26 protein-coding genes and 1 pseudogene are annotated in these 23,218 nt (G+C 73.8%); 17 read left to right on the top strand and 10 right to left on the bottom strand.

Going from position 1 to position 23,218, the window contains the following annotated elements:
* Positions 1-28: 28 nt before the first annotated feature.
* Positions 29-675 (bottom strand): annotated as a pseudogene (locus ACLFMI_RS25065) (response regulator).
* Positions 666-1,631: a sensor histidine kinase gene (locus ACLFMI_RS25060; RefSeq protein WP_410950413.1), complete on the bottom strand. Its 966-nt coding sequence runs from the start codon at positions 1,629-1,631 to the stop codon at positions 666-668. Before ACLFMI_RS25060 ends, ACLFMI_RS25065 begins: the two are co-directional and overlap by 10 nt.
* Between ACLFMI_RS25060 and ACLFMI_RS25055 the strand changes: the two genes are divergently transcribed.
* From ACLFMI_RS25055 to ACLFMI_RS25020, 8 genes are all read left to right on the top strand, one after another.
* Positions 1,544-1,789 (top strand): hypothetical protein, encoded by a 246-nt coding sequence (locus ACLFMI_RS25055; protein WP_410950422.1) that lies wholly within the window; start codon positions 1,544-1,546, stop codon positions 1,787-1,789. The genes ACLFMI_RS25060 and ACLFMI_RS25055 overlap by 88 nt on opposite strands.
* 13 nt (positions 1,790-1,802) lie before the next feature.
* On the top strand, positions 1,803-2,435 hold the full coding sequence (gene hisH, locus ACLFMI_RS25050; protein ID WP_410950412.1) for an imidazole glycerol phosphate synthase subunit HisH: 633 nt from the start codon (positions 1,803-1,805) through the stop codon (positions 2,433-2,435).
* A gap of 447 nt (positions 2,436-2,882) precedes the next feature.
* Positions 2,883-3,407: a DUF3558 family protein gene (locus ACLFMI_RS25045; RefSeq protein ID WP_410950411.1), complete on the top strand. Its 525-nt coding sequence runs from the start codon at positions 2,883-2,885 to the stop codon at positions 3,405-3,407.
* Positions 3,408-3,473: 66 nt separating this feature from the next.
* Positions 3,474-3,818: a hypothetical protein gene (locus ACLFMI_RS25040; protein WP_410950410.1), complete on the top strand. Its 345-nt coding sequence runs from the start codon at positions 3,474-3,476 to the stop codon at positions 3,816-3,818.
* A 207-nt stretch (positions 3,819-4,025) separates the two neighbouring features.
* Entirely contained in the window at positions 4,026-4,772 is a 747-nt protein-coding gene (gene priA, locus ACLFMI_RS25035) for a bifunctional 1-(5-phosphoribosyl)-5-((5-phosphoribosylamino)methylideneamino)imidazole-4-carboxamide isomerase/phosphoribosylanthranilate isomerase PriA (protein WP_410950409.1), read from the top strand.
* A 3-nt stretch (positions 4,773-4,775) separates the two neighbouring features.
* Positions 4,776-5,549, top strand: coding sequence for an imidazole glycerol phosphate synthase subunit HisF (gene hisF / locus ACLFMI_RS25030; RefSeq protein ID WP_410950408.1), 774 nt, complete (start codon positions 4,776-4,778; stop codon positions 5,547-5,549).
* 2 nt (positions 5,550-5,551) lie between these two features.
* A complete protein-coding gene (gene hisI / locus ACLFMI_RS25025; RefSeq protein WP_410950421.1) occupies positions 5,552-5,935 on the top strand; it encodes a phosphoribosyl-AMP cyclohydrolase in 384 nt (127 codons plus the stop codon).
* A 42-nt stretch (positions 5,936-5,977) separates the two neighbouring features.
* Positions 5,978-6,196, top strand: coding sequence for a hypothetical protein (locus ACLFMI_RS25020; protein ID WP_410950407.1), 219 nt, complete (start codon positions 5,978-5,980; stop codon positions 6,194-6,196).
* Positions 6,197-6,234: 38 nt separating this feature from the next.
* Here ACLFMI_RS25020 and ctaD read toward each other — a convergent pair whose 3' ends face one another.
* The 6 genes from ctaD to ACLFMI_RS24990 form a co-directional block, all read right to left on the bottom strand.
* A complete protein-coding gene (ctaD, locus tag ACLFMI_RS25015) occupies positions 6,235-7,977 on the bottom strand; it encodes an aa3-type cytochrome oxidase subunit I (protein WP_410950406.1) in 1,743 nt (580 codons plus the stop codon).
* A gap of 117 nt (positions 7,978-8,094) precedes the next feature.
* Positions 8,095-9,012 (bottom strand): oxygenase MpaB family protein, encoded by a 918-nt coding sequence (locus tag ACLFMI_RS25010; RefSeq protein WP_410950405.1) that lies wholly within the window; start codon positions 9,010-9,012, stop codon positions 8,095-8,097.
* 40 nt (positions 9,013-9,052) lie between these two features.
* Complete coding sequence (locus ACLFMI_RS25005; RefSeq protein ID WP_410950404.1) at positions 9,053-10,534, bottom strand: sodium:solute symporter family protein; 1,482 nt, start codon at positions 10,532-10,534, stop codon at positions 9,053-9,055.
* On the bottom strand, positions 10,531-10,815 hold the full coding sequence (locus ACLFMI_RS25000) for a hypothetical protein (RefSeq protein ID WP_410950403.1): 285 nt from the start codon (positions 10,813-10,815) through the stop codon (positions 10,531-10,533). Before ACLFMI_RS25000 ends, ACLFMI_RS25005 begins: the two co-directional genes overlap by 4 nt.
* Before the next feature lie 23 nt (positions 10,816-10,838).
* Complete coding sequence (locus tag ACLFMI_RS24995) at positions 10,839-11,588, bottom strand: GntR family transcriptional regulator (protein WP_410950402.1); 750 nt, start codon at positions 11,586-11,588, stop codon at positions 10,839-10,841.
* A 51-nt stretch (positions 11,589-11,639) separates the two neighbouring features.
* Positions 11,640-12,605: a hypothetical protein gene (locus ACLFMI_RS24990; protein WP_410950401.1), complete on the bottom strand. Its 966-nt coding sequence runs from the start codon at positions 12,603-12,605 to the stop codon at positions 11,640-11,642.
* 171 nt (positions 12,606-12,776) lie between these two features.
* Here ACLFMI_RS24990 and ACLFMI_RS24985 point away from each other — a divergent pair, with 171 nt between their 5' ends.
* On the top strand, positions 12,777-14,081 hold the full coding sequence (locus ACLFMI_RS24985; RefSeq protein ID WP_410950400.1) for a sensor histidine kinase: 1,305 nt from the start codon (positions 12,777-12,779) through the stop codon (positions 14,079-14,081).
* A gap of 33 nt (positions 14,082-14,114) precedes the next feature.
* The gene (locus tag ACLFMI_RS24980; RefSeq protein WP_410950399.1) at positions 14,115-14,771 is read left to right on the top strand and encodes a response regulator; all 657 of its coding nucleotides are present in this window, start codon (positions 14,115-14,117) and stop codon (positions 14,769-14,771) included.
* Here ACLFMI_RS24980 and ACLFMI_RS24975 read toward each other — a convergent pair.
* Positions 14,729-15,367: a TetR/AcrR family transcriptional regulator gene (locus tag ACLFMI_RS24975; RefSeq protein WP_410950398.1), complete on the bottom strand. Its 639-nt coding sequence runs from the start codon at positions 15,365-15,367 to the stop codon at positions 14,729-14,731. The two genes, ACLFMI_RS24980 and ACLFMI_RS24975, sit on opposite strands and share 43 nt — an antisense overlap.
* Before the next feature lie 56 nt (positions 15,368-15,423).
* Between ACLFMI_RS24975 and ACLFMI_RS24970 the strand changes: the two genes are divergently transcribed.
* The 6 genes from ACLFMI_RS24970 to ACLFMI_RS24945 all read left to right on the top strand — a co-directional run bounded on the left by ACLFMI_RS24970 (position 15,424) and on the right by ACLFMI_RS24945 (position 21,258).
* Positions 15,424-17,022 (top strand): anthranilate synthase component I, encoded by a 1,599-nt coding sequence (locus ACLFMI_RS24970; protein WP_410950397.1) that lies wholly within the window; start codon positions 15,424-15,426, stop codon positions 17,020-17,022.
* Complete coding sequence (locus ACLFMI_RS24965; protein WP_410950396.1) at positions 17,019-17,651, top strand: Trp biosynthesis-associated membrane protein; 633 nt, start codon at positions 17,019-17,021, stop codon at positions 17,649-17,651. Before ACLFMI_RS24970 ends, ACLFMI_RS24965 begins: the two co-directional genes overlap by 4 nt.
* Positions 17,652-17,742: 91 nt before the next feature.
* Complete coding sequence (trpC, locus tag ACLFMI_RS24960; RefSeq protein ID WP_410950420.1) at positions 17,743-18,555, top strand: indole-3-glycerol phosphate synthase TrpC; 813 nt, start codon at positions 17,743-17,745, stop codon at positions 18,553-18,555.
* Positions 18,556-18,574: 19 nt separating this feature from the next.
* The gene (gene lgt / locus ACLFMI_RS24955) at positions 18,575-19,507 is read left to right on the top strand and encodes a prolipoprotein diacylglyceryl transferase (RefSeq protein ID WP_410950395.1); all 933 of its coding nucleotides are present in this window, start codon (positions 18,575-18,577) and stop codon (positions 19,505-19,507) included.
* Entirely contained in the window at positions 19,504-20,142 is a 639-nt protein-coding gene (locus ACLFMI_RS24950) for a DUF2461 domain-containing protein (protein WP_410950394.1), read from the top strand. The genes lgt and ACLFMI_RS24950 overlap by 4 nt, the downstream gene beginning before the upstream one ends.
* A 72-nt stretch (positions 20,143-20,214) precedes the next feature.
* On the top strand, positions 20,215-21,258 hold the full coding sequence (locus ACLFMI_RS24945) for a M20/M25/M40 family metallo-hydrolase (RefSeq protein WP_410950393.1): 1,044 nt from the start codon (positions 20,215-20,217) through the stop codon (positions 21,256-21,258).
* 46 nt (positions 21,259-21,304) lie between these two features.
* Here the strand turns inward: ACLFMI_RS24945 and ACLFMI_RS24940 are convergent, their stop codons facing one another.
* The gene (locus ACLFMI_RS24940; protein ID WP_410950392.1) at positions 21,305-21,661 is read right to left on the bottom strand and encodes a VanZ family protein; all 357 of its coding nucleotides are present in this window, start codon (positions 21,659-21,661) and stop codon (positions 21,305-21,307) included.
* A gap of 97 nt (positions 21,662-21,758) precedes the next feature.
* Between ACLFMI_RS24940 and pyk the strand changes: the two genes are divergently transcribed.
* Complete coding sequence (gene pyk, locus ACLFMI_RS24935) at positions 21,759-23,183, top strand: pyruvate kinase (protein ID WP_410950391.1); 1,425 nt, start codon at positions 21,759-21,761, stop codon at positions 23,181-23,183.
* Positions 23,184-23,218: the final 35 nt, after the last annotated feature.

Genomic DNA, 23,218 nt, shown 5'->3' with positions numbered 1-23,218 from the left:
GCGGGGGAGTGACGCACGGGGACGGCTGCTATCTCCCCGACCGCAGCCAGGCCAGCACGGCCAGCACCCGCCGGTGCCCGGCCACCTCCACCGGAAGGTCGAGCTTGGTGAACACCGCCCGGACGTGCTTGTTCACCGCCGCATCGGACAGCACGAGCGTGCCCGCGATCTCGACGTTCGACCGGCCCTCGGCCATCAGGTCCAGCACCTCCCGCTCCCGGGGAGACAGCCGGCCGAGGGGTCGCGCCGGCGTCGCACCAGCCGCCGCACCACCTCCGGATCGAGCACGGTGCCGCCCCCGGCGACCCGCTCCGCGGCGGTGGCGAACGCGGTCACGTCCGCCACCCGGTCCTTGAGCAGGTAGCCGACCCCGGCACCGTCGCCGGTGTCGAGCAGCGCCTCGGCGGCGACCGGCTCGACGTACTGGGACAGCACGAGCACCGGCAACGCGGGATCGTCCGCGCGCAGCTCGACGGCGGCGCGCAGGCCGTCGTCGGCGTCCCCGGGCGGCATCCGCACGTCGGTCAGCACCAGGTCCGGCCGCTCCCGGCGCACCGCCCCGACCAGTGCGGACGCGTCCCCGACTGCGGCGAGGACGGTGTGCGAGAATCGCTCCAGCAACCCGACCAGTCCCTCCCGCATGAGGACGGCGTCCTCGGCGACGATCACGCGCACGGCAGCTCCACCCGCAGCAGCGTCGGCCCGCCGGACGGGCTGGACAACCGCACCCGGCCGCCGGCCAGCGTGACCCGCTCCGCCAGCCCGGCCAGTTCGGATCCGGCGGCGGGATCGGCACCGCCCTTGCCGTCGTCGCGGACCTCGAGGATCAGCTGGTCGGCGTGCCGGCGCCCGGTCACCGACGCGGCCCGGGCGTCGCTGTGCCGGACGAGGTTGGTGAGCGCCTCGGTGAGCACGAAGTACGCGGTCATCGCGACCTGCGAGGGGAGGCGGTCCGGCAGTCGCAGGTCCACCTCGACCGGCACCGGGCAGCGCGCCGCCTGGTCCTCGACGGCCGCGGCGAGTCCGTGGTCGGCGAGCGCCCGCGGGTCCAGACCGCGGACCAGATCGCGCAGCTCGGCGAGCGCGCCGCCGAGCTGGTCGCGGACGTCGTCGAGTCGGACGGCCAGGGCCGAGCCGTCCGGGACGTCGAGCCGGGCCAGTCCGAGCGACACCCCCAGGGCGACGAGCCGCTGCTGGGCGCCGTCGTGCAGGTCCCGCTCGATCCGGGACCGCTCGGTCTCGAACGCGCCGATCAGCCGGCGGGTGGCGACGTCGGCGATCCCCGGCCCCAGCTCGACCCCGCGCGGCCCCAGCACGGTGCGGGTCAGCGCCGCCCGGGCCCCGGCCCAGGCGGTGACCGTCCACGGTGCCACGGCGAGCAGCAGCACACCGACGATCACCAGCGGCCACACTTTCGGGTCGTCGGTGGGGGAGGCGAACAGCAGCACCGGCAGCACGAAGGAGAAGCCGAGGATGCCGGCGTCCAACGCGGCCAGCCCGGTCGCGGCCAGCAACGCGAACCCCACCGCCCGCCAGGTCGACGGTGCCCGCCACCGTGACCCGGGAGGCCGTGGTGGGGCGGGCAGCGGCTCGTCGTCGACCAGCCGCAGCCGTCGTCGTTCCAGAGCCACCACTGGCCGCGGTCGCGTCCGGGCTGGCCCGGGCGACCGGGGTGCCGGTGCTGCCGGTGATCGATCCCGGCTGGGCCTCGCCGGCCGCGGCCGGCTGCCTCGTGGTGGCCGCGACGACGGCCGCGCTCACCACCGCCCGGGCAGCCCGGCGTGGGTGACTACCCTGGGGTCGTGCCACGGATCGTCGTGCTGGACTACGGATCGGGAAACCTGCGTTCCGCGGAACGCGCCCTGGAACGCGTCGGCGCGGACGTGACCGTCACCGCGGACTTCGACGCCGCCGCCGAGGCCGATGGCCTGGTCGTCCCCGGCGTCGGTGCGTTCGCCTCCTGTATGGAGGGCCTGCGCGGGGTGCGCGGCCCGCAGATCATCGGGCGCCGGCTGGCCGGTGGACGCCCGGTGCTCGGGATCTGCGTCGGCATGCAGGTGATGTTCGAGCACGGCGTCGAGTTCGGCGAGGACACCCAGGGCTGCGCCGAGTGGCCGGGGGTGGTCGAACGGATCCAGGCGGACGTGCTGCCGCACATGGGCTGGAACACGGTGAGCGCGCCGGGGGACAGCACCCTGTTCGCCGGGCTGGGCCCCGACACCCGGTTCTACTTCGTGCATTCGTTCGGCGTCCGGAAGTGGGTGCTGCCCGAGTCGCACGCGCTCACCCCGCCGAGGGTGACCTGGACCCGGCACGGCGAGGACATCGTCGCGGCGGTGGAGAACGGGCCGCTGTCGGCGACCCAGTTCCACCCCGAGAAGTCCGGTGACGCCGGGGCGACCGTGCTGGAGAACTGGCTGCGGTCGGTCGGCTGACCCCGGCCGGCCGGTCCACCCGGGCGCGGTGCTGTCCAGGAGGCGAGCCGGTCTCGTCGGTAGCACACCGTCGCTGTGCGCAGCGCGGGTCGCGGCGCACGCTGCGCGGGGTGACGGTGCGCTGCGGGTGGCGACGGCGTGCTGTCAGGGGGCGTGCTGTCAGGGGGCGCGGTGGAAGCGCTCGGCGCGGCCCTGGTTCAGGAGGCCAGTCGCGGAAGCCGGGGGTCGCGCTCGGTGACCAGGAAGTACCAGGCGAACCTCTCCCGGAGACGGGCCGCGCGGGGAGGCACGCCATCCACACGGTTTCCCTCCGTTCACACGGGATCGGATCTCGTGTGAACGGAGGAAACCCGTGTGAGTCCGGTCCGTGGCGACGACCTGGTGGCTACTCTCAGCGGGCGCTCACCCGGAGGACTCGTGTCACGACCGATCTGTCGCCTCGTTACAGTGCTGGCGCTCGCGGCTGCGGTGACCGCCGGGTGCACCCCGGCCCCTGCCGCGCCACTGGACCCGTTCCCGCCGCGTCCCGCCGACATCGACATCGAGCGGGTGGATCCGTGCGCGACGCTGAGCCCCGAGCTGAAGCGAGAGCTGCAGGTCGGCGAGGGTGTCGCCGGTACTGCGCCGGTCGACGAGATGACTACCCGTGCCTGTGGATGGGGCAATCTGCTGGACGGGTTCAACTACACCATCCAGCTGATTCCACAGGACGCCGGTCGAGCAGTCGCTGACCCTGGGACCTGGGTCAGCACGGTCGCTGGGTTCGGCACCGTGACACAGACCGAGCGAGCCGATACCTTTCCGCTCTGCCAGGTGCTGGTCGACGTCAACGACGGCCAGACGATTCGCATTCAGGTCCAGACGACCGATGAACAGACCGATGGTGCCGCGTATCCGGTCGACGAGGTGTGCCGTCGCGCGGACCGGGTGGCCGCCGACGCTGTACAGAACGCCGACCGCGTGGTCGGCTGACTCGCGATTGCGAACCGATCTTCCAGCCCCCACCGGTCACGATGCCCCGACGTCTACCGTGCGCTGGTGATCGAAGCCGAGATGCCGCGCGGGAGCGCGTCGGACAGCTTGATGACGCAGATCGACGTCGACAACGTCGTCGCTGCCTGCGCCCTGTTCACCCGCCAGGCAGAGGAGATGCAGCGAGTGCTCCGGGAAGCCGAATGGGTCCGACGGATGGAGCGCTGCGGCGACGATCCGATCTCGTTCGACGCCCAGATGATCTTCCAAGCGAAGATCGATCAGATCTTCGATGTCCACCAGGCACACCTCGACGAGATCCGCGAGGCCGCGAACCGGCTGCGCGAGGCGGCGCTCCAGTACGGCTACACCGACGACGACGTCGCGGACGCCCTGACGGCGCGTACCTGACGCGCGACGGGCGTACGTCGAGCACCCGTACACCCTGCGTGCGCACGCGCGCCGAGCCGGAGGGCAGGCCCGCGGGTATACCCCTTCCTCACGAAGCGCGGCGATGATCATCAACGGGGGAGCGGGTGGCAACCGGTCGGCGTGGGCCGCAGCGGGTCCGCGCAGCCACCCACGGTGCCGCGGAACCGCGCTGGCTAGGCTGGACCGGTGAGTTTCACGTTGCTTCCCGCGGTGGACGTCGCCGACGGCCAGGCCGTCCGGCTGGTGCAGGGCGAGGCCGGCACCGAGACCGGCTACGGCGAGCCCCTGGAGGCCGCCCTGACCTGGCAGCGCGACGGGGCGGAGTGGATCCACCTGGTCGACCTGGACGCCGCGTTCGGCCGCGGCTCGAACGCCGAGCTGCTGGCCGAGGTCGTCGGCAAGCTGGACGTGGCCGTCGAGCTGTCCGGCGGCATCCGGGACGACGCATCGCTGGAGCGGGCGCTGGCCACCGGCTGCCGCCGGGTCAACCTGGGCACCGCGGCGCTGGAGAACCCGCAGTGGTGCGCGAAGGTCGTCGCGCAGCACGGGGACCGGATCGCGGTCGGCCTGGACGTCAAGATCATCGACGGCGAGCACCGGCTGGCCGCGCGCGGCTGGACCACCGACGGCGGCGATCTCTGGGAGACCCTGGAGCGGATGGACCGCGACGGCGTCGCCCGCTACGTCGTCACCGACGTCTCCAAGGACGGTACCCTGCAGGGCCCGAACGTGGACCTGCTGACCGGCGTCGCGAACGCCACCACCGCACCGGTGATCGCCTCCGGCGGGATCTCCGAGGTCACCGACCTGGTCCGGTTGGCCGAGGTCGCCGCGACCGGCGTCAACATCGAGGGGTCGATCGTCGGCAAGGCGCTCTACGCGCAGAGGTTCACGCTGCCCGAGGCGCTCGAGGCCGTCCGGAAGGTCGGCTGAGGCGTGGGGGTCGCGGTCCGCGTCATCCCCTGCCTGGACGTCGACGCCGGGCGGGTGGTGAAGGGCGTCAACTTCCGCGAGCTGCGCGACGCCGGCGACCCGGTCGAGATGGCCCGGGTCTACGACGCCGAGGGCGCCGACGAGCTGACCTTCCTCGACGTCACGGCGTCGTCGAGCGAGCGCGGCACGATGATCGACGTGGTGCGGCGGACCGCGGAGCAGGTCTTCATCCCGCTGACCGTCGGCGGTGGCATCCGCACCGCGGACGACGTCGACCTGATGCTGCGCGCGGGGGCCGACAAGGTCAGCGTGAACACCGCGGCGATCGCCCGGCCGGAGCTGCTGCACGAGATGTCCCGGCGGTTCGGCTCGCAGTGCATCGTGCTGTCGGTCGATGCCCGCCGGGTGCCCGAGGGGGAGCACCCGCAGCCGTCGGGTTTCGAGGTGACCACGCACGGCGGGCGCCGTTCGGCCGGGGTGGACGCCGTCGAGTGGGCGCGGCGCGGCGAGGAGCTCGGCGTCGGCGAGATCCTGCTGAACTCGATGGACGCCGACGGCACCCGCGCCGGGTTCGACCTGGAGATGCTCGAGGCCGTCCGGAAGGTCGTGGACGTCCCGGTGATCGCCTCCGGCGGCGCCGGGACGGTCGATGACTTCACCCCGGCCGTGCGGGCCGGGGCGGACGCGGTGCTGGCCGCGAGCGTCTTCCACTTCGGGACGCTGCGGATCGGCGAGGTCAAGGACGCGATGCGGGACGGCGGGGTGGAGGTCCGGTGACGGTGGACGCGAGGATCCCGGCCGGTGAGTCGGCGCTGGACCCGGCGGTCGCGGCCCGGCTGAAGCGGGACGCCGACGGGCTGGTCTGTGCGGTCGTCCAGTCCCGCGCCGGCGAGGTGCTGATGGTCGGCTGGATGGACGACGAGGCGTTGCACCGCACGCTGACCACCGGGCGCGGGACCTACTGGTCGCGTTCCCGGCAGGAGTACTGGGTCAAGGGTGGCACCTCCGGGCACGTGCAGCAGGTGCACGAGGTACGGCTGGACTGCGACGGCGACGCCGTGCTGGTGACGGTCGACCAGGAGGGCCCGGCCTGCCACACCGGCACCCGGACCTGCTTCGACACCGACGTCTTGCTGGTCAGGGACCTGTCCCCGGACAGGTGATTGCGGGTTGCAACCCACCGCTCGGGCGGGCACCGTCGTCAGATGGACGATACGGAGCAGGACCGGGCCACGGACGACCCCGCTGACGGCGACGACCCGCGCGCCCGCTGGCGGACGATGCCCGCCCCGGTCACCCCGGAGCAGTGGGAGGCCGGGCACGACACCGACCCGATCCCGGAGTCGCTGGCCGACGCCGAGGGCGACCGCGCGAACCGCGAGGCGCGCTGGGTGATCGAGCGTGCCGGGGGCGGCGGGGCCTGACGGTCAGGCGGGCTGTCCGGCCGGGAGCCGACGCCGGATCAGCCCGGCCCGGCGCCGCCGTCCGAGCGGTGCGGCGTGCCGCTGTCCTGCGCGGCGGCATGACTCTGCCGGGACATCAGCCCGACGTGGCTCTCGGCCCGCGCCCGCTCGACCAGGTGCGGGTAGTGCAACTCGAAGGCCGGGCGTTCGGAGCGGATCCGGGGCAGCTCGGTGAAGTTGTGCCGCGGGGGCGGGCACGAGGTGGCCCACTCCAGCGAGTTCCCGAACCCCCACGGGTCGTCGACGGTCACCCGGGGCCCGAACCGGTAGCTGCGGAACACGTTGTAGAGGAACGGCAGCATGGAGGCCCCGAGCAGGAACGCGCCGACCGAGGAGATCGTGTTCAGCACGGTGAAGCCGTCGCTCACCTGGTAGTCGGCGTAGCGGCGCGGCATCCCCTCGTCGCCGAGCCAGTGCTGGACCAGGAACGTCAGGTGGAACCCGACGAACGTGGTCCAGAAGTGAATCTTTCCCAGCCGCTCGTCCATCATCCGGCCGGTCATCTTCGGGAACCAGAAGTAGACCCCGGCGAACACCGAGAACACGATCGTGCCGAAGAGCACGTAGTGGAAGTGCGCGACGACGAAGTAGGTGTCGCTCACGTGGAAGTCCACCGGCGGCATCGCGAGCAGGACGCCGGTCAGCCCGCCGAACAGGAACGTCACCAGGAACCCCAGCGCGAACAGCATCGGGGTCTCGAACGTCAGCTTGCCCCGCCACAGGGTGCCGATCCAGTTCACGAACTTGATCCCGGTCGGGACCGCGATCAGGAACGTGGTCAGCGAGAAGAACGCCATCAGCACCGCACCGGTGGCGTACATGTGGTGCGCCCACACCACCGCCGAGAGCACGGTGACCCCGAGGCTGGCGATGATCAGGCCCTTGTAGCCGAACAGCGGCTTGCGGCTGAACACCGGGAAGATCTCGGTGACGATGCCCCAGAACGGCAGCGCGACGATGTAGACCTCGGGATGCCCGAAGAACCAGAACAGGTGCTGCCAGAGCACGACGCCGCCGTTCTGCGGGTCGTAGACGTGCGCCCCGAGATGGCGGTCGGCCAGCAGTCCCATCAGTGCCGCGGTCAGGATCGGGAACGCGATCAGGATCAGGATCGAGGTGAAGAGGATGTTCCAGGTGAAGATCGGCATCCGGAACATCGTCATGCCGGGGGCGCGCAGGCAGATGATCGTGGTGAGCATGTTGACCGCGCCCAGGATCGTGCCCAGCCCGGACACGATCAGCCCGACCGCCCACAGGTCGCCGCCGGGACCGGGCGAGTGGGTCGTCGACAGCGGGGTGTAGGCGAACCAGCCGAAGTCCGCGGCGCCGCCGGGGGTCAGGAACCCGCCCAGCACGATCAGCCCGCCGAACAGGAACAACCAGTACGAGAACGCGTTGAGCCGCGGGAACGCCACGTCCGGGGCGCCGATCTGCAGCGGCAGGATGTAGTTCGCGAACCCGAACAGGATCGGCGTCGCGTACAGCAGCAGCATGATCGTGCCGTGCATGGTGAACAGCTGGTTGAACTGCTCGGTCGAGAGGAACTGCAGCTCCGGGCGGGCGAGCTCGGCCCGCATCAGAAGGGCCATCGCACCGCCGGCGAGGAAGAACCCGAACGCCGTGGTCAGGTAGAGGATCGCGATGTCCTTGGGATCGGTGGTGCGCAGCATGTGCGTGAACCGCGACCCCCTGCCCGGGCGGGCACGCGTGGGGATCACGGTCGGGGCGGGCGCAACAGCCATTGTGCGATCACCGGTCACCGGTCGGCGTCACCGGTCCCCGGAGGAACCGGCCCTAGGGTTCCAGGATGAACCCGTCCGCGGACGCCCGCATCCGGTGACCGCCGCCGCGGGGGCGGGCTACGGGTGCGCCGGAGGCATCGGCGGCGGTTCCGCCGGTGCGCTGGTCACCCAGCGGATCCCGGCGGTGATCAGGGTCCCGCCCGCGCGGACGGCGGTGGCCTCGGTGACCGGGAGCCACGGCAACCGCAGCGGCACCCGCGCCCAGTGCGGCAGCAGCCCGACCGAGGCCGCGGCCAGCATGCCGTAGGGCAACCGCGCGGCCAGCGGCAGCGGCGGTTCCAGCAGCAGGAACCGGGCGGCGTCGCGGGCCTCCGGGGTGCCGCGCAGCTCCGGGCGGTACTCCGCGATCTGCGCGGCGAGCCCGGCGGCGGTCTCCGGCGGGTCCGGCACGCCGAGCGCGCGGGCGACCCGGGCGGTGTCGGCGACATAGCCGTCCCGCCCGGCATCGTCCAGCGGTGCGTGCCCGTAGCGGTCGTGTGCGGCGAGGAAGCTGTCGATCTCGGCGATGTGCACCCAGCGCAGCAGGTGCGGGTCGGACGCCGAGTACGCGCGCCCGTCCGGCGCGGTGCCGTGCACGAAGGAGTGCGCGTGCCGGATCCGCCGGATCACCCGCTCGGCCTCCTCGGCCGGGCCGAACGTCGTCGCGGCCAGGAAGTACGACGTGCGTTGCAGCCGTCCCCACGGGTCGCCGCGAAACCCCGAGTGCCCGGCGACGCCGGCCATGGCCAGCGGGTGCAGCGACTGCAGCAGCAATGCGCGCAGCCCGCCGACGAACATCGACGCGTCCCCGTGCACCCGGCGGATCGGGGCGTCCTCGGCGAACCAGCGCGGTCCCTCCGCGCCCAGGATCCGGGTCCGGCGCCCGGACCCCTCCTCGCCCGCGACGCGGGAGAACACCGCCGAACCGACCCGCGACCGCAGGGTCGCGAGCCGGTCGGTGACGGCGTCCGGGAGCCGGGAGGAGAGGTCGAGCACGCGTCCAGTGTGCGGGCGTCCGGCCCGCCCGGCCACCGGATCAGGCCCGGGCGGCCGGCACGGCGGCGGCGTCCCGGCGGCTCACCGCGAGCGATCCGATCACGCAGATCGCGAGGTTCGCCGCCAGCCCGACGAGACCGGCCGGGACGCCGTAGAACGGGCCCGCGTCGAGCAGGGTGGCGCCACCCGCGACGACGGCACCGATGAGCATCCCCCAGAACGTCGGTCCGGCCGCCATCCGCTTCCAGTACAGCCCGAGGATGAACACCGGGGCCAGCTGCACGATCAGCTCGAACTTCAGCACGAAGATGCTGAACAGCGTGCCCGGCGGGTTCCAGGCGATCAGCAGCAGGCCGAAGACCATCACGATGCCGACCACCTTGCCGACCAGCACCTTGCGCCGGTCCGGGGCGTCCGGGGCGACGTAGCGGCCGTACAGGTCACCCGCGACGATCGAGGAGAACGCGAGCACCGCAGAGTCCGCTGTGGAGGTGATCGCGCAGACGATCCCGCCGAAGAGCAGGATCATCAGCAGGTAGAACACGATGTTCTGGGCCGCGACCTCGTTCGCGATCATCCCGACGAGCTGCTCGGACTCCTCGGTGCCCAGGCCGGGGAACAGCTGCAGCCCGGCGATGCCGACCACGAACACCACGCCCGTGGTGACCAGCGGCATCCAGGCCATGACGGCCAGCGAACGCTTGAGGGTGCGCTCGCTGCGCGCCGAGTAGACGCGCTGGATCGCGTGCGGGTACACGGCGGCGCCGAACCCGATCATGACGATCATCGCGAGCCAGTTGATCGCGTCGCTGGTCTCCGGGACGCCGACCAGCTCGGGCGAGGTCTGGGTCAGGTACGTCGTCAGGGAGCCGAGGCCGCCGTTCAGGAAGATCACGCCGACCAGCAGCGCGCCGATCCCGACCAGCATCGCGACGCCCTGCAGGACGTCGGTCATCGCCACCGCCCGCATGCCGCCGGTCCACGAGTAGATCAGCATCACCACGATGAAGCCGATGACGCCGACCTCGTAGGGGATCGTCTCCCCGGTGAGCCCGGCGATCCCGTGCCCCATCGCGACGAGCTGCTCGAGGACGTAGTTGCCCAGCCCCCACAGCATCAGGGCGATGCTGAGCACGGAGAGCTTGGTGCTGCCGAACCGGTCCCGGACGAAGTCGGTCGGGGTGACGAAGCTCTTGCGCTTGGCCAGGACGTAGAGCCGCGGTGCGAACAGCAGGTACACCGCGATCACGGCGATCATGAACGGCACCGACTGCCACCACAGGAAGCCCGAGCGGTAGGCCTGCGGCGGGTAGCCGACGACGGAGTTGCCGCTGTACTGGGTGGCGTAGAGCGTGAAGAACAGCGTCACCATGCCGAGGCCGCCGCCGGCGGTGAAGTAGTTGCGAGCCGAGCTGTCGCCCGCATTGCCGCGACCGGCGTACCAGCCGATCCCCAGCATGATCACGGCGAAGGCGCAGAGGATCGCCACTCCGCTGGGCCCGGCGAAGATCAGGCCGTTCATCGGACGTTCCCGTTCCCGACGGCGGTCTCCTCGGCAGGCTCGGCGAGGTTCCAGCGGCGCAGGCAGATCCACGACGTGAACCCGGCGAACGCCAGGGTGCTGAGCACCGCGATCGCGAACCAGAGCGGCACCCCGAACACCAGCGGCTCGATCAGACCGGTCGGGTACCAGACCGGCGTCCCGGCGAGCACGATCACGAGCAGGACGGCGAACAGCCAGGGCGAGCGGATCGGTTCGCGTTCGTCGGGGGGCGGGCCGTCCGGGGAGTGGCGCTGTTCCACGGGTCCTCCTCGTCGAGGGTCGGTCAGGTCGGTCCGGGCCCGGTCGACCCGGGCCCCGTCTGTACGTGCCCCGCCGGTACGTGCCCCGCCGGTACGGACACGGCGGCCCGGACGACTTCCCGGGCGGCACGCAGGTGGGCGGTCATCACGGCGCGGGCCCACTCGGCGTCCCCCGCCTCGATCGCGGCGACGAGGTCGCGGTGCTGGGCGAAGCTGCGGTCGAGGCGGTCGGGGGAGTAGCGGCGCAGCGTGCTCTGCACCAGCGGGCCCTCGACGACCCGGGCGACGAGGTCGGGCAGCACCCGCCGTCCGCCCGCGCGGTGCACCTCGCGGTGCAGCGCCAGGTTCAACCGGGTGATCTCCGCGTAGTCCTGGTCACCGGCCGGGCGGTGCAGCGCCTCCATCCGGTCGCAGAGCTCGTACAGCCGGGCGGTGTCGGCCCGGCCCGAGGTCGCGGCGCGGGCGGCGGCGTGCCCCTCGAGCAGGACCCGCAGGTCGAAGAGCTCGTCGAGGTCCTCCTCGTCCCAGGCGACGACCTCGGCGCCGCGGCGGGGCGCGAGGACGGCCAGGCCGTCGCCGGCGAGACGGCGGATCGCCTCGCGGACGGGGGTCCGGCTGGTGCCCTGCGCCTCGGCGATCTCCTCCTCGCGCAGCCGGGAGCCGGCCGGGCGGGCGCCGTCGAGGATCTCGGCCCGGAGCACGGCGTGCACCCGGTCCACGGCCTGCGCACCGCCGGCCGGGCCCGGCCGGGCGGGAAGGGTCCTCTCCACCACCCGCACACCTCCTCGTGATTGTGTACAAGATAGAGCGAGTGCCGCCGCGACTCAACAGTCGATGTGTGCGTTGTGGCGCGCCGGCCAGCTGGATTGTGTACGAGAGGGCCGCGCGGACCCCGACACCGCCAGCAGCCCGGCGACGGCCAGCGCGAACCCGGCCAGCAGCCCCGCGACGTGCGCGATCCCGGCGGCGGGCGATCCGGCGCCCACCGACAGCTCGGTCGCCCCCATCGTGATCGCGGTGGCGTAGAGCCCGTCGGCGAACGCCACCGCGCTCCCGATCCAGGCCGTCGTCACCAGGGCCGTGCCCGAGCGGCCCGCGGCCAGCGCCAGCACCCCGGCGGCCCCGGCCAGGGTCAGCGCCGCGGTCACCGTGGCCGGGACCAGCGCGATCGGCTCACCGGTGAGCGCACCGCCGAGGACCCGCAGGCCGGCGGCGAGTACCGCGGTCACGGCGCCGCCACCGACGACCGCACGCAGCAGCGGCCGCACCGCGTCCGACGCCGGGGACGCGTCCGCGAGCCGGGCTCCCCAGCGGTCGCGGGCGTACAGCGCGAACGCCGCCAGCAGGCAGGCTCCCTGCACGGTGAACCCGGTGTAGACCATCGGGTGTACCCAGGCGGCCATCCCGGGCTCGTCCGGGGTGGGGAGTGCGAGCGTCATCGGCAGCGACACGAGCGCGATCGGGACGAGCAGCCCGGTCGCCACCCAGGCGGGCAGCAGGACCGCCGGCGCGGGCAGCCGCCGGGCCGCTCGGCTGCCCAGCGCCACCGCGAGCGCGACGACACACAGGTCGAGCAGCACGGTGATCGCGTTCATCACCGGCACCCCCGCGCCCTCGAGGATCTGCGGGTCGAGGACGCCGACCGGGTTCCCGGCCAGCCAGGCGATCTTCATCGAGACGTAGGGGAGGGTCGCGAGGGCGGCGACACCGCCGAGCACCCGTCGGGTGGTGAGCGTGCCGGCCCTGGTGTCCGGGGTCCTGCTGTCTGTGGTCATGGCGTCTGTGGTCATGACAGCGAGGCTGGCGGCCCGTGCGTGCCGGGACCTCCCGCCGGCGGGTGGACGGCCTCCCTCTCGAGAGGGGACGTCCGGGCGGCCGCTTCTGCGACGATCGTCGCGTGGGGGGGATCGCGGCGGGCGCGGTGGGCAGGGTCGGCCCGGTGGGCAGGGTCGGCCCGGTCGGTGCTGTCGGCCCGGACCTACCGCCGCGTGCTGCACGTGCTGCTGGGTGCGGTGGCGCTGCTGCCCTACCTGGGTGCCGGATGGGTGCTGGTGCTCACGGCCGCCGGCGGCACGGGCACCGGAGCGATGATCGGTCTGACGGTCCCGGTGGTGCTGATCGCCGCCGGGGTGACGGTCCTGCCCGGCGTGCGGGAGCTGCTGGTCGCGGCGGCCCGCGCGCTGCTCGACGCCGACCTTCCGGACGAGCCCCCCGCGGCTACGGTCCCGTTCGGGACGCGGGTCCGTGCGGCGGGATGGCTCGTGGTGTGCGCCGCGTTCGGCGCGGTGGCCGCGACGGCCGTGCTGCTCGCGGTGCCGATGACGGTCGCGCTGATCGCCACCCCCTTCGAACGCTACCCACCACTGCCGACCGGTACCGCGGCCTGGTGGGCGCCGCCGCTGGCCCTGCTGCTGGTCCCGGTGACGCTCGCGCTGCTGGTCGCCGCCGGGGCGCTGCAGGCGCGGCTGGTCCCGTGGTTCCTCGGGCCGGACCCCGGCCGACGTCGCGCCGCCGAGCTCGCCGAGGAGCTGGTGGCCGCGCGGCGCCGCGCCGACCGGCAGGCCGAGCGCACCCGGCTGGCCCGCGAGCTGCACGACTCGGTCGGGCACGCGCTCACGGTCAGCACCATGCAGGCGGGGGCGGCCGCCGAGGTGCTCGCCACCGACCCGGCGTTCGTCCGCCGCGCGCTCGAGGCGATCGCGGAGACCGGCCGCGGGGCGCTCGACGACCTCGACCACGTGCTCGGCCTGCTCCGCGAGGACGACGACGCCCCGGAGCCGGTACGCGACCTCGGGTCGCTGGAGTCCCTGCTCGACTCGGCGCGCACGGCCGGGCTCGACCTGCGGTCCGAGGTGGACTCCGCGGCGGGCGTCCCGGCGGCGGTGTCCCGGGAGGTCTACCGGCTCGTGCAGGAGGGGCTGACCAACGCACTGCGCCACGCCGGGCCGGGACCGGTCGAGCTGCGCCTGCGCCGCACCGGGGCCGGCCTGGACCTGTGGATCGCCAACGCGTGCGGGCGGGCTGCACGGGGTGCCCGCGGCGGGCGCGGCCTGGCCGGTGCGCGGGAGCGGGCCGCGCTGCTCGGCGGCACCCTCGGTGCCGGCCCGGACGGCGATCGCTGGGTCCTGCACGCCGGCTTCCCGGCCGAGCCCGCGACACCGATCGACCCGGCCGACCCACCCGGTGCCCGATCCGGCTGGGCCGACCGGACCACCGGCCCCGCCGCTCCGGCGCGGCGGGAGGACGCCCGCGGGGAGTCGGGGTAGGACGGGCGACGACGGGGTGGCGAGGGAGGGGACATGAGCACCGGGGTGCTGCTGGTCGATGACGAGGAGCTGGTCCGCACCGGCCTCCGCGCCGTGCTCGACGCCGATCCCGGCATCACCGTGCTCGGCGAGGGCACCGACGGCGCCGAGGTGCCCGGGCTGGTCGCCCGGCACCGTCCGGACGTGGTGCTGATGGACGTCCGGATGCCCGGCGTGGACGGCATCACCGCCACCCGGGACCTGGTGCGGCGGCCGGACCCGGCGCGGGTGCTGGTCCTGACCACCTTCGGGCACGACCGCTACGTCTACGACGCGCTGCGCGCCGGGGCGTCCGGGTTCGTGCTCAAGCGGACCCCGCCCCGGGAGATCGTGCGGGCCGTGCACACCGTCGCGGCGGGGGAGTCGCTGCTGTTCCCGGCCGCGGTCCGCGAGCTGGTGGCCGGGTTCGCCCCGGGCGGCGGGGACCGGCTGGCCGGCACCGGGCTGACCGCGCGCGAGGGCGAGGTGCTGCGCCTGATGGCCCGGGGCCTGTCCAACGCCGAGATCGCCGCGGAGCTGTACCTGGGCGTGCAGACGGTGAAGACCCACGTCGCCGGGGTGCTGGCGAAGACCGGCTCCCGGGACCGGACGCAAGCGGTCGTCGCCGCCTACGAGTCCGGGTTCGTCGACCCCAGGTTCCCGGTCAGGTAACGCTGCACGGTGGGCGCGATCGCCTCCACCACCTCGTCCTCCGGTGCCGAGGCCAGCGGCTCCAGCCGCAGCACGTACCGGATCATGGCGAGCCCGATCAGCTGCGAGGCCACCATCGCGCCCCGCTCGGAGTGCCGGTCCGGGGCCACCCGCTCCACCACCGGTCGCAGGAGCGCCCGGGTGACGAACTCGCGCAGCATCCGGGCCGCGACGTCGTGCGTGGTGACGCTGCGCAGCAGGACCGCCATCGCACCGCCGTTCCCCGCGGTGTCCCAGATTCGCAGGAACCGGCGCACGATCCGCCGGCCGATCTCGTCCGGGTCCCCCGGCAGCACCTCGTTCCGGATGACCGCCGGGTCCAGCGGGATGTCCAGGGTCGCGGTGAACAGCGCCTCCTTGCCGCCGAACCAGTGGTTGACCATCGCCGGGTCCACCCCGGCCCGCTCCGCGATCCGCCGGACGGTGGCCCCGTCGAAGCCGCGCTCGGCGAACTCCGCGCGGGCCGCGGCCAGCAGCCCGGCGCGGGTGTCGGCGCCCCCGGCGCGGCGTCCCCGGCGGCGGCGCGGCGGGTCCTCGGAGCTCGGCGAAGCGCTCATGCGGCCCATCTTCACCCGCCCGAGGACGCCCGTCACCGTCGGGGAGAATGGCGGCCATGACCAGCACCACGTCCGTACCGGCGTCCGCCGCTCTCGGAACGGTGACCCCCACCCGCGAGGAGTTCCGCGAGCTCGCCGGCGCGCACCGGGTCATCCCGGTGACCCGCCGCCTGCTCGCCGACGACGAGACGCCGGTCGGGGTGTACCGCAAGCTCGCCGGGGACCGAGCGGAGCGGAGGGGGAGCGAGCCTCGATACCGCCCCGGCACCTTCCTGCTGGAGTCGGCGGAGAACGGCCGGTCCTGGTCGCGCTGGTCGTTCGTGGGGGCCCGAAGCGCCGCCGCGCTGACCGCCGTCGACGGCGAGCTGCGCTGGACCGGCGAGGTCCCGGAGGGGCTGCCGACCAGCGGCGACCCGCTGGAGGCGCTGCGCACGGTCGTCACCGAGCTGCACTCCGAGCCGCTGCCCGGGCTGCCCCCGCTGACCGGCGGGATGGTCGGCTACCTCGGCTACGACGCCGTCCGCCGGGTCGAGCGGATCGCCGACCCGGACGACCCGGCCGTCGACGACCTGCAGCTCCCCGAGCTGGTCATGCTGCTGGCCACCGACCTGGCCGCGCTGGACCACCACGAGGGCACCGTCACGCTGATCGCGAACGCGATCAACTGGGACGCCACCGACGAGCGCGTCGATGCGGCCTACGACGACGCCGTCGCCCGGCTGGAGCGGATGACCGGGGAGCTGGCGGCGCCGTCGCCGAGCACGGTGGCGGTGTACCGGCCGGGCGAACCGGAGTTCACCCGGCGCCGCACCCCGGCCGAGCACCACGCGGTGATCGAGGAGGCCAAGGAGCAGATCCGGGCCGGTGAGGCGTTCCAGATCGTGCTCTCGCAGCGCTTCGAGATGCCGTGCGCCGCCGACCCGCTCGAGGTCTACCGGGTGCTGCGCACCACCAACCCGAGCCCGTACATGTACCTGCTGCAGCTGGAGGACGCGGCCGGCGGACCGCCGTTCTCGATCGTCGGTTCCAGCCCGGAGGCGCTGGTCAGCGTGCTGGACGGGCGCGCGACCACGCACCCGATCGCGGGCACCCGGTGGCGCGGGGCCACCGAGTCCGAGGACCAGCTGCTGGAGAAGGAGCTGCGCGGCGACGAGAAGGAGCGTGCCGAGCACCTGATGCTGGTCGACCTGGGCCGCAACGACCTCGGCCGGGTCTGCGAGCCGGGCTCGGTGAAGGTGCACAACTTCTTCTCGGTCGAGCGGTACAGCCACGTCATGCATCTGGTCTCGACCGTCACCGGGCTGCTGCGCGGGGACCGCACCGCGTTCGACGCGGTGGTCGCCTGCTTCCCGGCCGGGACGCTGTCCGGCGCGCCCAAGGTGCGCGCGATGCAGGTGATCGACCGGCTGGAGCCGACCCGGCGCGGGCTCTACGGCGGCATCGTCGGCTACCTGGACTTCGCCGGGAACGCCGACACCGCGATCGCCATCCGGACCGCGATGATCCGGAACGGGACGGCCTACGTGCAGGCAGGCGGCGGGATCGTCGCCGACTCGGACCCGGCCGCCGAGGACACCGAGTGCCTCAACAAGGCCCGCGCCGTGCTGTCCGCCGTCGCCGCGGCGGGCTCCCTGCAGGAACCGGGGTCCGCGTGACCGGGGCGGCACCGGAGGCCCCGGCCCGCGACGACCGGCGCGCGCTGGGCCTGATCGTGCTCGGCCTGCTGGCCGGCGCGGCGGCGCTGTGGGGCGCAGGCTCGCTGACCTGGTTCACCGTCGACGTGCCGACCGCGACCCGGGGCACCGTGTCGGCCGCGGCGACTGGGACGCAGCTGCAGCCCACGCTGGCCGCGGTCGCGGCCCTGCTGGCGGCCGCCGTCGCGGCGCTGGTCGCGCTGTCCGGCATCGCCCGCCGGGTGCTCGGGGTGCTGGTCGGCCTGGCCGGGATCGCCGCCGCCGTGCTGAGCCTGCGCCTGGTCGCCGTCCCGCCGACGCCGGCCGAGCTCGCCTCGGCCCGGGCCGGGCTGAACACCCCGAGCGCCCCGGAGGGGGTCGGCGCGGTCGCCGGCACGGCCGCGCCGTGGCTCGCCGTCGCCGGCGCGGTCGTCGCGCTGGCCGCGGCGGTGCTGCTGGTGGTCCGCGAGCCGCGGCTGCCGAAGCTGGGGTCGCGCTACGCGGCACCGGGGGCGCAGGCCGCGCCGTCGTCGGACCCGGACCGGGCGGCGTGGGAACACCTCGACGCCGGCGGTGACCCGACCGTGGGTCCGCGCGAGGGGGAGAACTAGCATGGCGTCGGCGACCGGGCGACGCGCGAGCGGAGGAGGAGTCGACGCAGTGGGCACCGTGGGCGGGCACAACGGCAACGGCAACGGCGGTGTGCCGAGCGTCCTGGAGTCCATCGTGGACGGCGTGCGCGAGGATCTGGCCGAGCGGGAGAGGGCCGTCGACCTGGCGGAGATCAAGCGGCTGGCCGGGGCGGCGCCGCCGCCCCGGGACGCGATGGCCGCGTTGCGCGAGCCGGGCGTCGGCGTGATCGCCGAGGTGAAGCGGTCCAGCCCGTCGAAGGGCGCGCTCGCTGAGATCACCGAACCCGCCGAGCTGGCCTCGATCTACGCCGACGGCGGTGCCCGGGTGATCAGCGTGCTCACCGAGCAGCGCCGGTTCGGCGGCTCGCTCGCCGACCTCGACGCCGTCCGCGCCCGGGTGGACACACCGCTGCTGCGCAAGGACTTCATCGTCACCCCGTACCAGGTGCACGAGGCCCGCGCGCACGGCGCCGACGTCGTCCTGCTGATCGTCGCGGCGCTCGAGCAGCCGGTGCTGGAGTCGCTGCTGGACCGGATCGAGTCGCTGGGCATGACCCCGCTGGTCGAGGTGCACACCGAGGAGGAGTGCGACCGCGCGCTGGAGGCCGGGGCGAAGCTCATCGGCGTCAACTCGCGCAACCTGCACACCCTCGAGGTGAACCGGTCGGTGTTCGGCGAGATCGCGCCCGGCCTGCCGTCCGGGGTGCTCAAGGTTGCCGAGTCCGGCGTGCGCGGTCCCGGTGACCTGCTCGCCTACGCCGGCTGGGGCGCGGACGCGGTGCTCGTCGGCGAGGGCCTGGTGACCAGCGGCGACCCGGCCGCCGCCGTCCGCGGGCTGGTCGCGGCGGGCTTCCACCCGTCCTGCAGCCGGGCCGGCGGCTGAGCGGCACCGCGCAGAGAAGATGATCACCCAGCTCGCCGCCACGCTCCCGGTCACGATTCCGGCCTCGTTCCCGAGCCCGGACCGCGGCGTCTGGCACCTCGGGCCGATCCCGATCCGGGCCTACGCGCTCTGCATCATCGCCGGCATCGCCGTCGCCCTCTGGTGGGGCGAGCGCCGGCTGGTCGCTCGTGGCGGCGAGCCGGGGACCGTGCTCGACATCGCCGTCTGGGCGGTGCCGTTCGGGCTGGTCGGCGGCCGGCTCTACCACCTCGCCACCGACTGGCGGACCTACTTCGGGCCCGGTGGTGACCCGCTGGGCGCGCTGGAGATCTGGAACGGCGGCCTCGGCATCTGGGGCGCGGTCGCGCTCGGCGGGGTCGGGGCCTGGATCGGCTGCCGGCGGCGCGGGCTCCCGCTGCCGCTGTTCGCCGACGCGGTGGCCCCCGGCATCGTCGTCGCGCAGGCGGTCGGCCGGCTGGGCAACTGGTTCAACCAGGAGCTCTACGGCGGCCCGACGACGCTGCCCTGGGCCCTGGAGATCTACCGCCGGGTGGACCCGGCGACCGGGGCCGAGGACCAGATCGGCGGTGTCGCGCTGGACCCGACGCCGGTCATGCTGGTCCACCCGACGTTCCTCTACGAGCTGCTGTGGAACCTTCTCGTCGCGGCGCTCGTGGTGTGGGCCGACCGGCGGTTCCGGCTCGGCCACGGGCGGGCGTTCGCCGTGTACGTCGCGGGGTACACGCTCGGCCGGTTCTTCATCGAGATGATGCGCACCGACGAGGCGACCCGGGTGCTCGGCGACCTGCGGATCAACGTGGTGGTGTCCGCGGTGGTCTTCGTCGGCGCGGTCGCCTACATCGCACTGGCCCCGCGGGGCCGCGAGGGGATCCGGCCACCCGACCCCGAACCCGGAGCCACCGCCGACGGACCAGCCCGCGACCAGGCATGAGCGCCTTCGCCGGCTTCGGCGAGGGTGCCGTCGAGTTCTACGACGGCCTGCTCGCCGACAACTCCAAGGCGTACTGGACCGACCACCGCGCGACCTACGAGGCCGACGTCCGGGCACCGATGCTCGCCCTGCTCACCGACCTGGAACCCGAGTTCGGCCCGGGCAAGGTGTTCCGGCCGTACCGGGACGTGCGGTTCTCCGCCGACAAGACGCCGTACAAGACGCACTGCGGCGGCTTCACCGCGCCGTTCTACGTCGAGGTCTCGTCCGAGGGGATGCTGGCCGCCGGCGGCTACTACGCGATGGCGCCCGACCAGATCGCCCGCTACCGGACCGCCGTCGACGACGAACGTCGCGGCGAGGACCTGCGGGCCCGCCTCGCCGACGCCCTGGCGGCCGGACTGACCGTCGGCGGGGAGCAGCTCAAGACCCGCCCGCGCGGCACCGATCCGGACCACCCACGGCTGGAGCTGCTGCGGCACAAGGGTTTGTACGTGTCGCGGCGTTGGGCCCCGGACGACGTGCTGCACGGCCCGCGTGCCCGCGACCGGGTCCGGACCGTCTGGCGCGCCGCCGTACCGGTCACCGAGTGGCTGGCCGACCACGTCGGTCCCACCGACGCGCCGCGGCGCTGACGGCCCGACCACGAGCGGTTCGTGGCACCCTGTCGCCGTGAACCGGGACCGGCCCGCGGGCGAACCCACGGCATGACGCGCACACGACGACGCCGCACCGCCACGGGTGCCCGCTGGCGGTTGGTCACCGGGCTCGTGGCGGCACTGGCCCTCACCGGATGCACCGCGGCCACCGCGCCCGCCGCGCCCACGGGGCCGCCGCCGACCCCGCAGGCCCGGCAGCTCGCCGACGCGGTCACCCTCGACGGGGCGGTCGCGCAGCTCGAGGCGCTGCAGCGGATCGCCGACGACAGCGGCGGCACCCGGGCCTCCGGCACCCCGGGCTACGAGCGCAGCGTCGACCACGTGGCCGGCGAGCTGCGCGCCGCCGGGTTCGACGTCAGCACCCCGACCTACGAGGTCGACGACGACACCACCCTGCGCAACGTGGTCGCCCAGACCCGCACCGGGGACCCGGGCGCCGTGGTCGTGACGGGCGCGCACCTCGACTCGGTCGAGGACGGCCCGGGCATCAACGACGACGGCACCGGCGTCGCCGCGCTGCTGGAGACCGCCACCCGGCTGGGCGGCTCGCCGGAGATCGACAACGCCGTCCGGTTCGCCTTCTGGGGCTCCGAGGAGGACAACCTGCAGGGCTCGACCGGCTACGTCGACGGGCTGTCCGGTGCCGAGCGGGACGCGATCCTGCTCTACCTCAACGCGGACATGCTCGGCTCGCCGAACGGCGGCTACTTCGTGCAGGGCGGGGCCGGCGACGGCAGGTCGGAGACCGGGCCGCCCGGGTCCGCGACGGTCGCCCGCACCCTGACTGAGGAACTCTCCGCGACCGGTGTCACGGCTGAGACGATCCCGTTCGTCGGGGACGACGACGCCCCGTTCGTCGAGGCCGGGATCCCGACCGGCGGGGCGCTCACCGGCGACGCCGACCGCAAGACCCCGGAGCAGGCCCGGGCCTGGGGCGGGCAGGCCGGTGAGGTCTTCGACCGCTGCTACCACTCCGCCTGCGACGATCTGAGCAACGTGAACCGGACCCTGCTGGAGCGCTACACGACCGCGATCGCCGGCACCGTCGGCCGGTTCGCCACCGGTGCCGCCGAACGACCGTCGTCCGGGTGAGCCGCCCGCCGGACCGGCCGGCCGGGGCCCCAGCCGCCGGAGTCCCTCAGCCGCCGGACCGCCCGGCCGCGACCCGACGGTCCCGGTACCGCAGCACGAGCGCGGACACGCCCACCCCGAGCAGCGCGCCGGCCACGTCGACCAGCCCGTCCAGGACGTCCCCGCTGCGCCCCAGCGGCAGCAGCGCCTGCAGCACCTCGGACAGCGCGGCGTAGCCGAGGAGCCCGGCCAGCACCGGCGCCGCCCGCCATCCGGCCGTCCGGGCGGTCACCGCGAGCACCGCGAACAGCAGCAGGTGCACCACCTTGTCGGTGCCCGGCGGGGACGACGGGACACCGGAGGCCGGCAGGAACAGCACCACCAGGCTGAGCAGGACCGCGAGGCCGAAGGGGAGTGCGCGCACCGGTCCAGTCTGCCGGTGCCTGCTCCACCCCGACCGGCCACCGACCGGCCGCGTGCCCACAACCTGATCGTTCCAGAGCGGGGCTAGGCTGGTCGGCGTGACGCGTCGTACCAAGATCGTTTGCACCATCGGCCCGGCCACCGCGACGCCGGACGGGATCCGGGACCTCGTCGACGCGGGTATGGACGTGGCCCGCCTCAACTTCAGTCACGGCGACCGCGAGGACCACGAGCGGGTCTACACGATGGTCCGCGAGGCGGCCGACGCCACCGGGCGTGCGGTGGGCATCCTCGGCGACCTGCAGGGCCCGAAGATCCGGCTGGGGCGTTTCAAGGACGGCCCGACCGAGTGGCGCACCGGCGAGGAGGTGCGGATCACCGTCGAGGACGTGGTCGGCACCCACGACCGGGTGTCGACGACCTACAAGGGTCTCGCCGAGGACGCGAGCGTCGACGACCGGCTGCTGGTCGACGACGGCAAGGTCGGCCTGCGGGTGGTGGCCGTCGAGGGTGACGACGTGGTCTGCCGGGTCACCGAGGGCGGCCCGGTCAGCGACAACAAGGGCCTGTCCCTGCCGGGGATGAACATCTCGGTGCCGGCGCTGACCGACAAGGACATCGCCGACCTGGAGTTCGCGATGGCGATGCGGGTGGACGTGATCGCGCTGTCGTTCGTGCGCAGCCCGGCCGACGTCGACCTGGTGCACAAGATCATGGACAGCTCCGGGTACGGCCGGGTCCCGGTGGTCGCCAAGCTGGAGAAGCCCGAGGCCGTCGACAACCTCGAGGCCGTCGTGCTGGCCTTCGACGGGATCATGGTCGCCCGCGGTGACCTGGGTGTCGAGCTGCCGCTGCAGAACGTGCCGCTGGTGCAGAAGCGGGCCATCCAGATCGCCAGGGAGAACGCCAAGCCGGTCATCGTGGCCACCCAGATGCTGGACTCGATGATCTCCAGCTCGCGTCCGACCCGGGCCGAGGCCTCGGACGTCGCGAACGCGGTGCTGGACGGCACCGACGCCGTGATGCTCTCCGGCGAGACCAGCGTCGGCCGGTACCCGATCAAGACGGTGCGGACGATGGCCGAGATCGTCGAGGCGGTCGAGGCCGGCCCGGCGACGGTGCCGCCGCTGAACCACGTGCCGCGTACCAAGCGGGGTGTGCTGTCGTATGCCGCCCGTGACATCGGGGAGCGGCTCTCGGCGCGGGCGCTGGTGGCGTTCTCCCAGTCCGGGGACACGGTGCGGCGGCTGTCGCGGCTGCACACCCGGCTGCCGCTGCTGGCGTTCACCCCGGAGCCGGCGGTGCGCAGCCAGCTGGCGATGACCTGGGGTGTGGAGACGTTCCTGGTCGACCAGGTGGAGACGACGGATGCGATGGTCCGCCAGGTCGACCACGCGATCCTGTCGATCGGCCGGTTCAAGCCGGGGGACCTGGTCGTGATCGTGGCCGGGTCGCCGCCCTCCACGGTCGGCTCGACCAACCTGATCCGGGTGCACCGGCTCGGTGAGGACGACCTCACCTGATCCCGGCATGCCTGCACGGCGGCGACGAGGGCCGG

Source organism: Pseudonocardia nantongensis, from assembly GCF_046546495.1.
GTDB lineage: Bacteria > Actinomycetota > Actinomycetes > Mycobacteriales > Pseudonocardiaceae > Pseudonocardia > Pseudonocardia nantongensis.
Note: the sequence above shows the minus strand (reverse complement) of the source record. Positions and strands in the feature narration are given on the sequence as shown.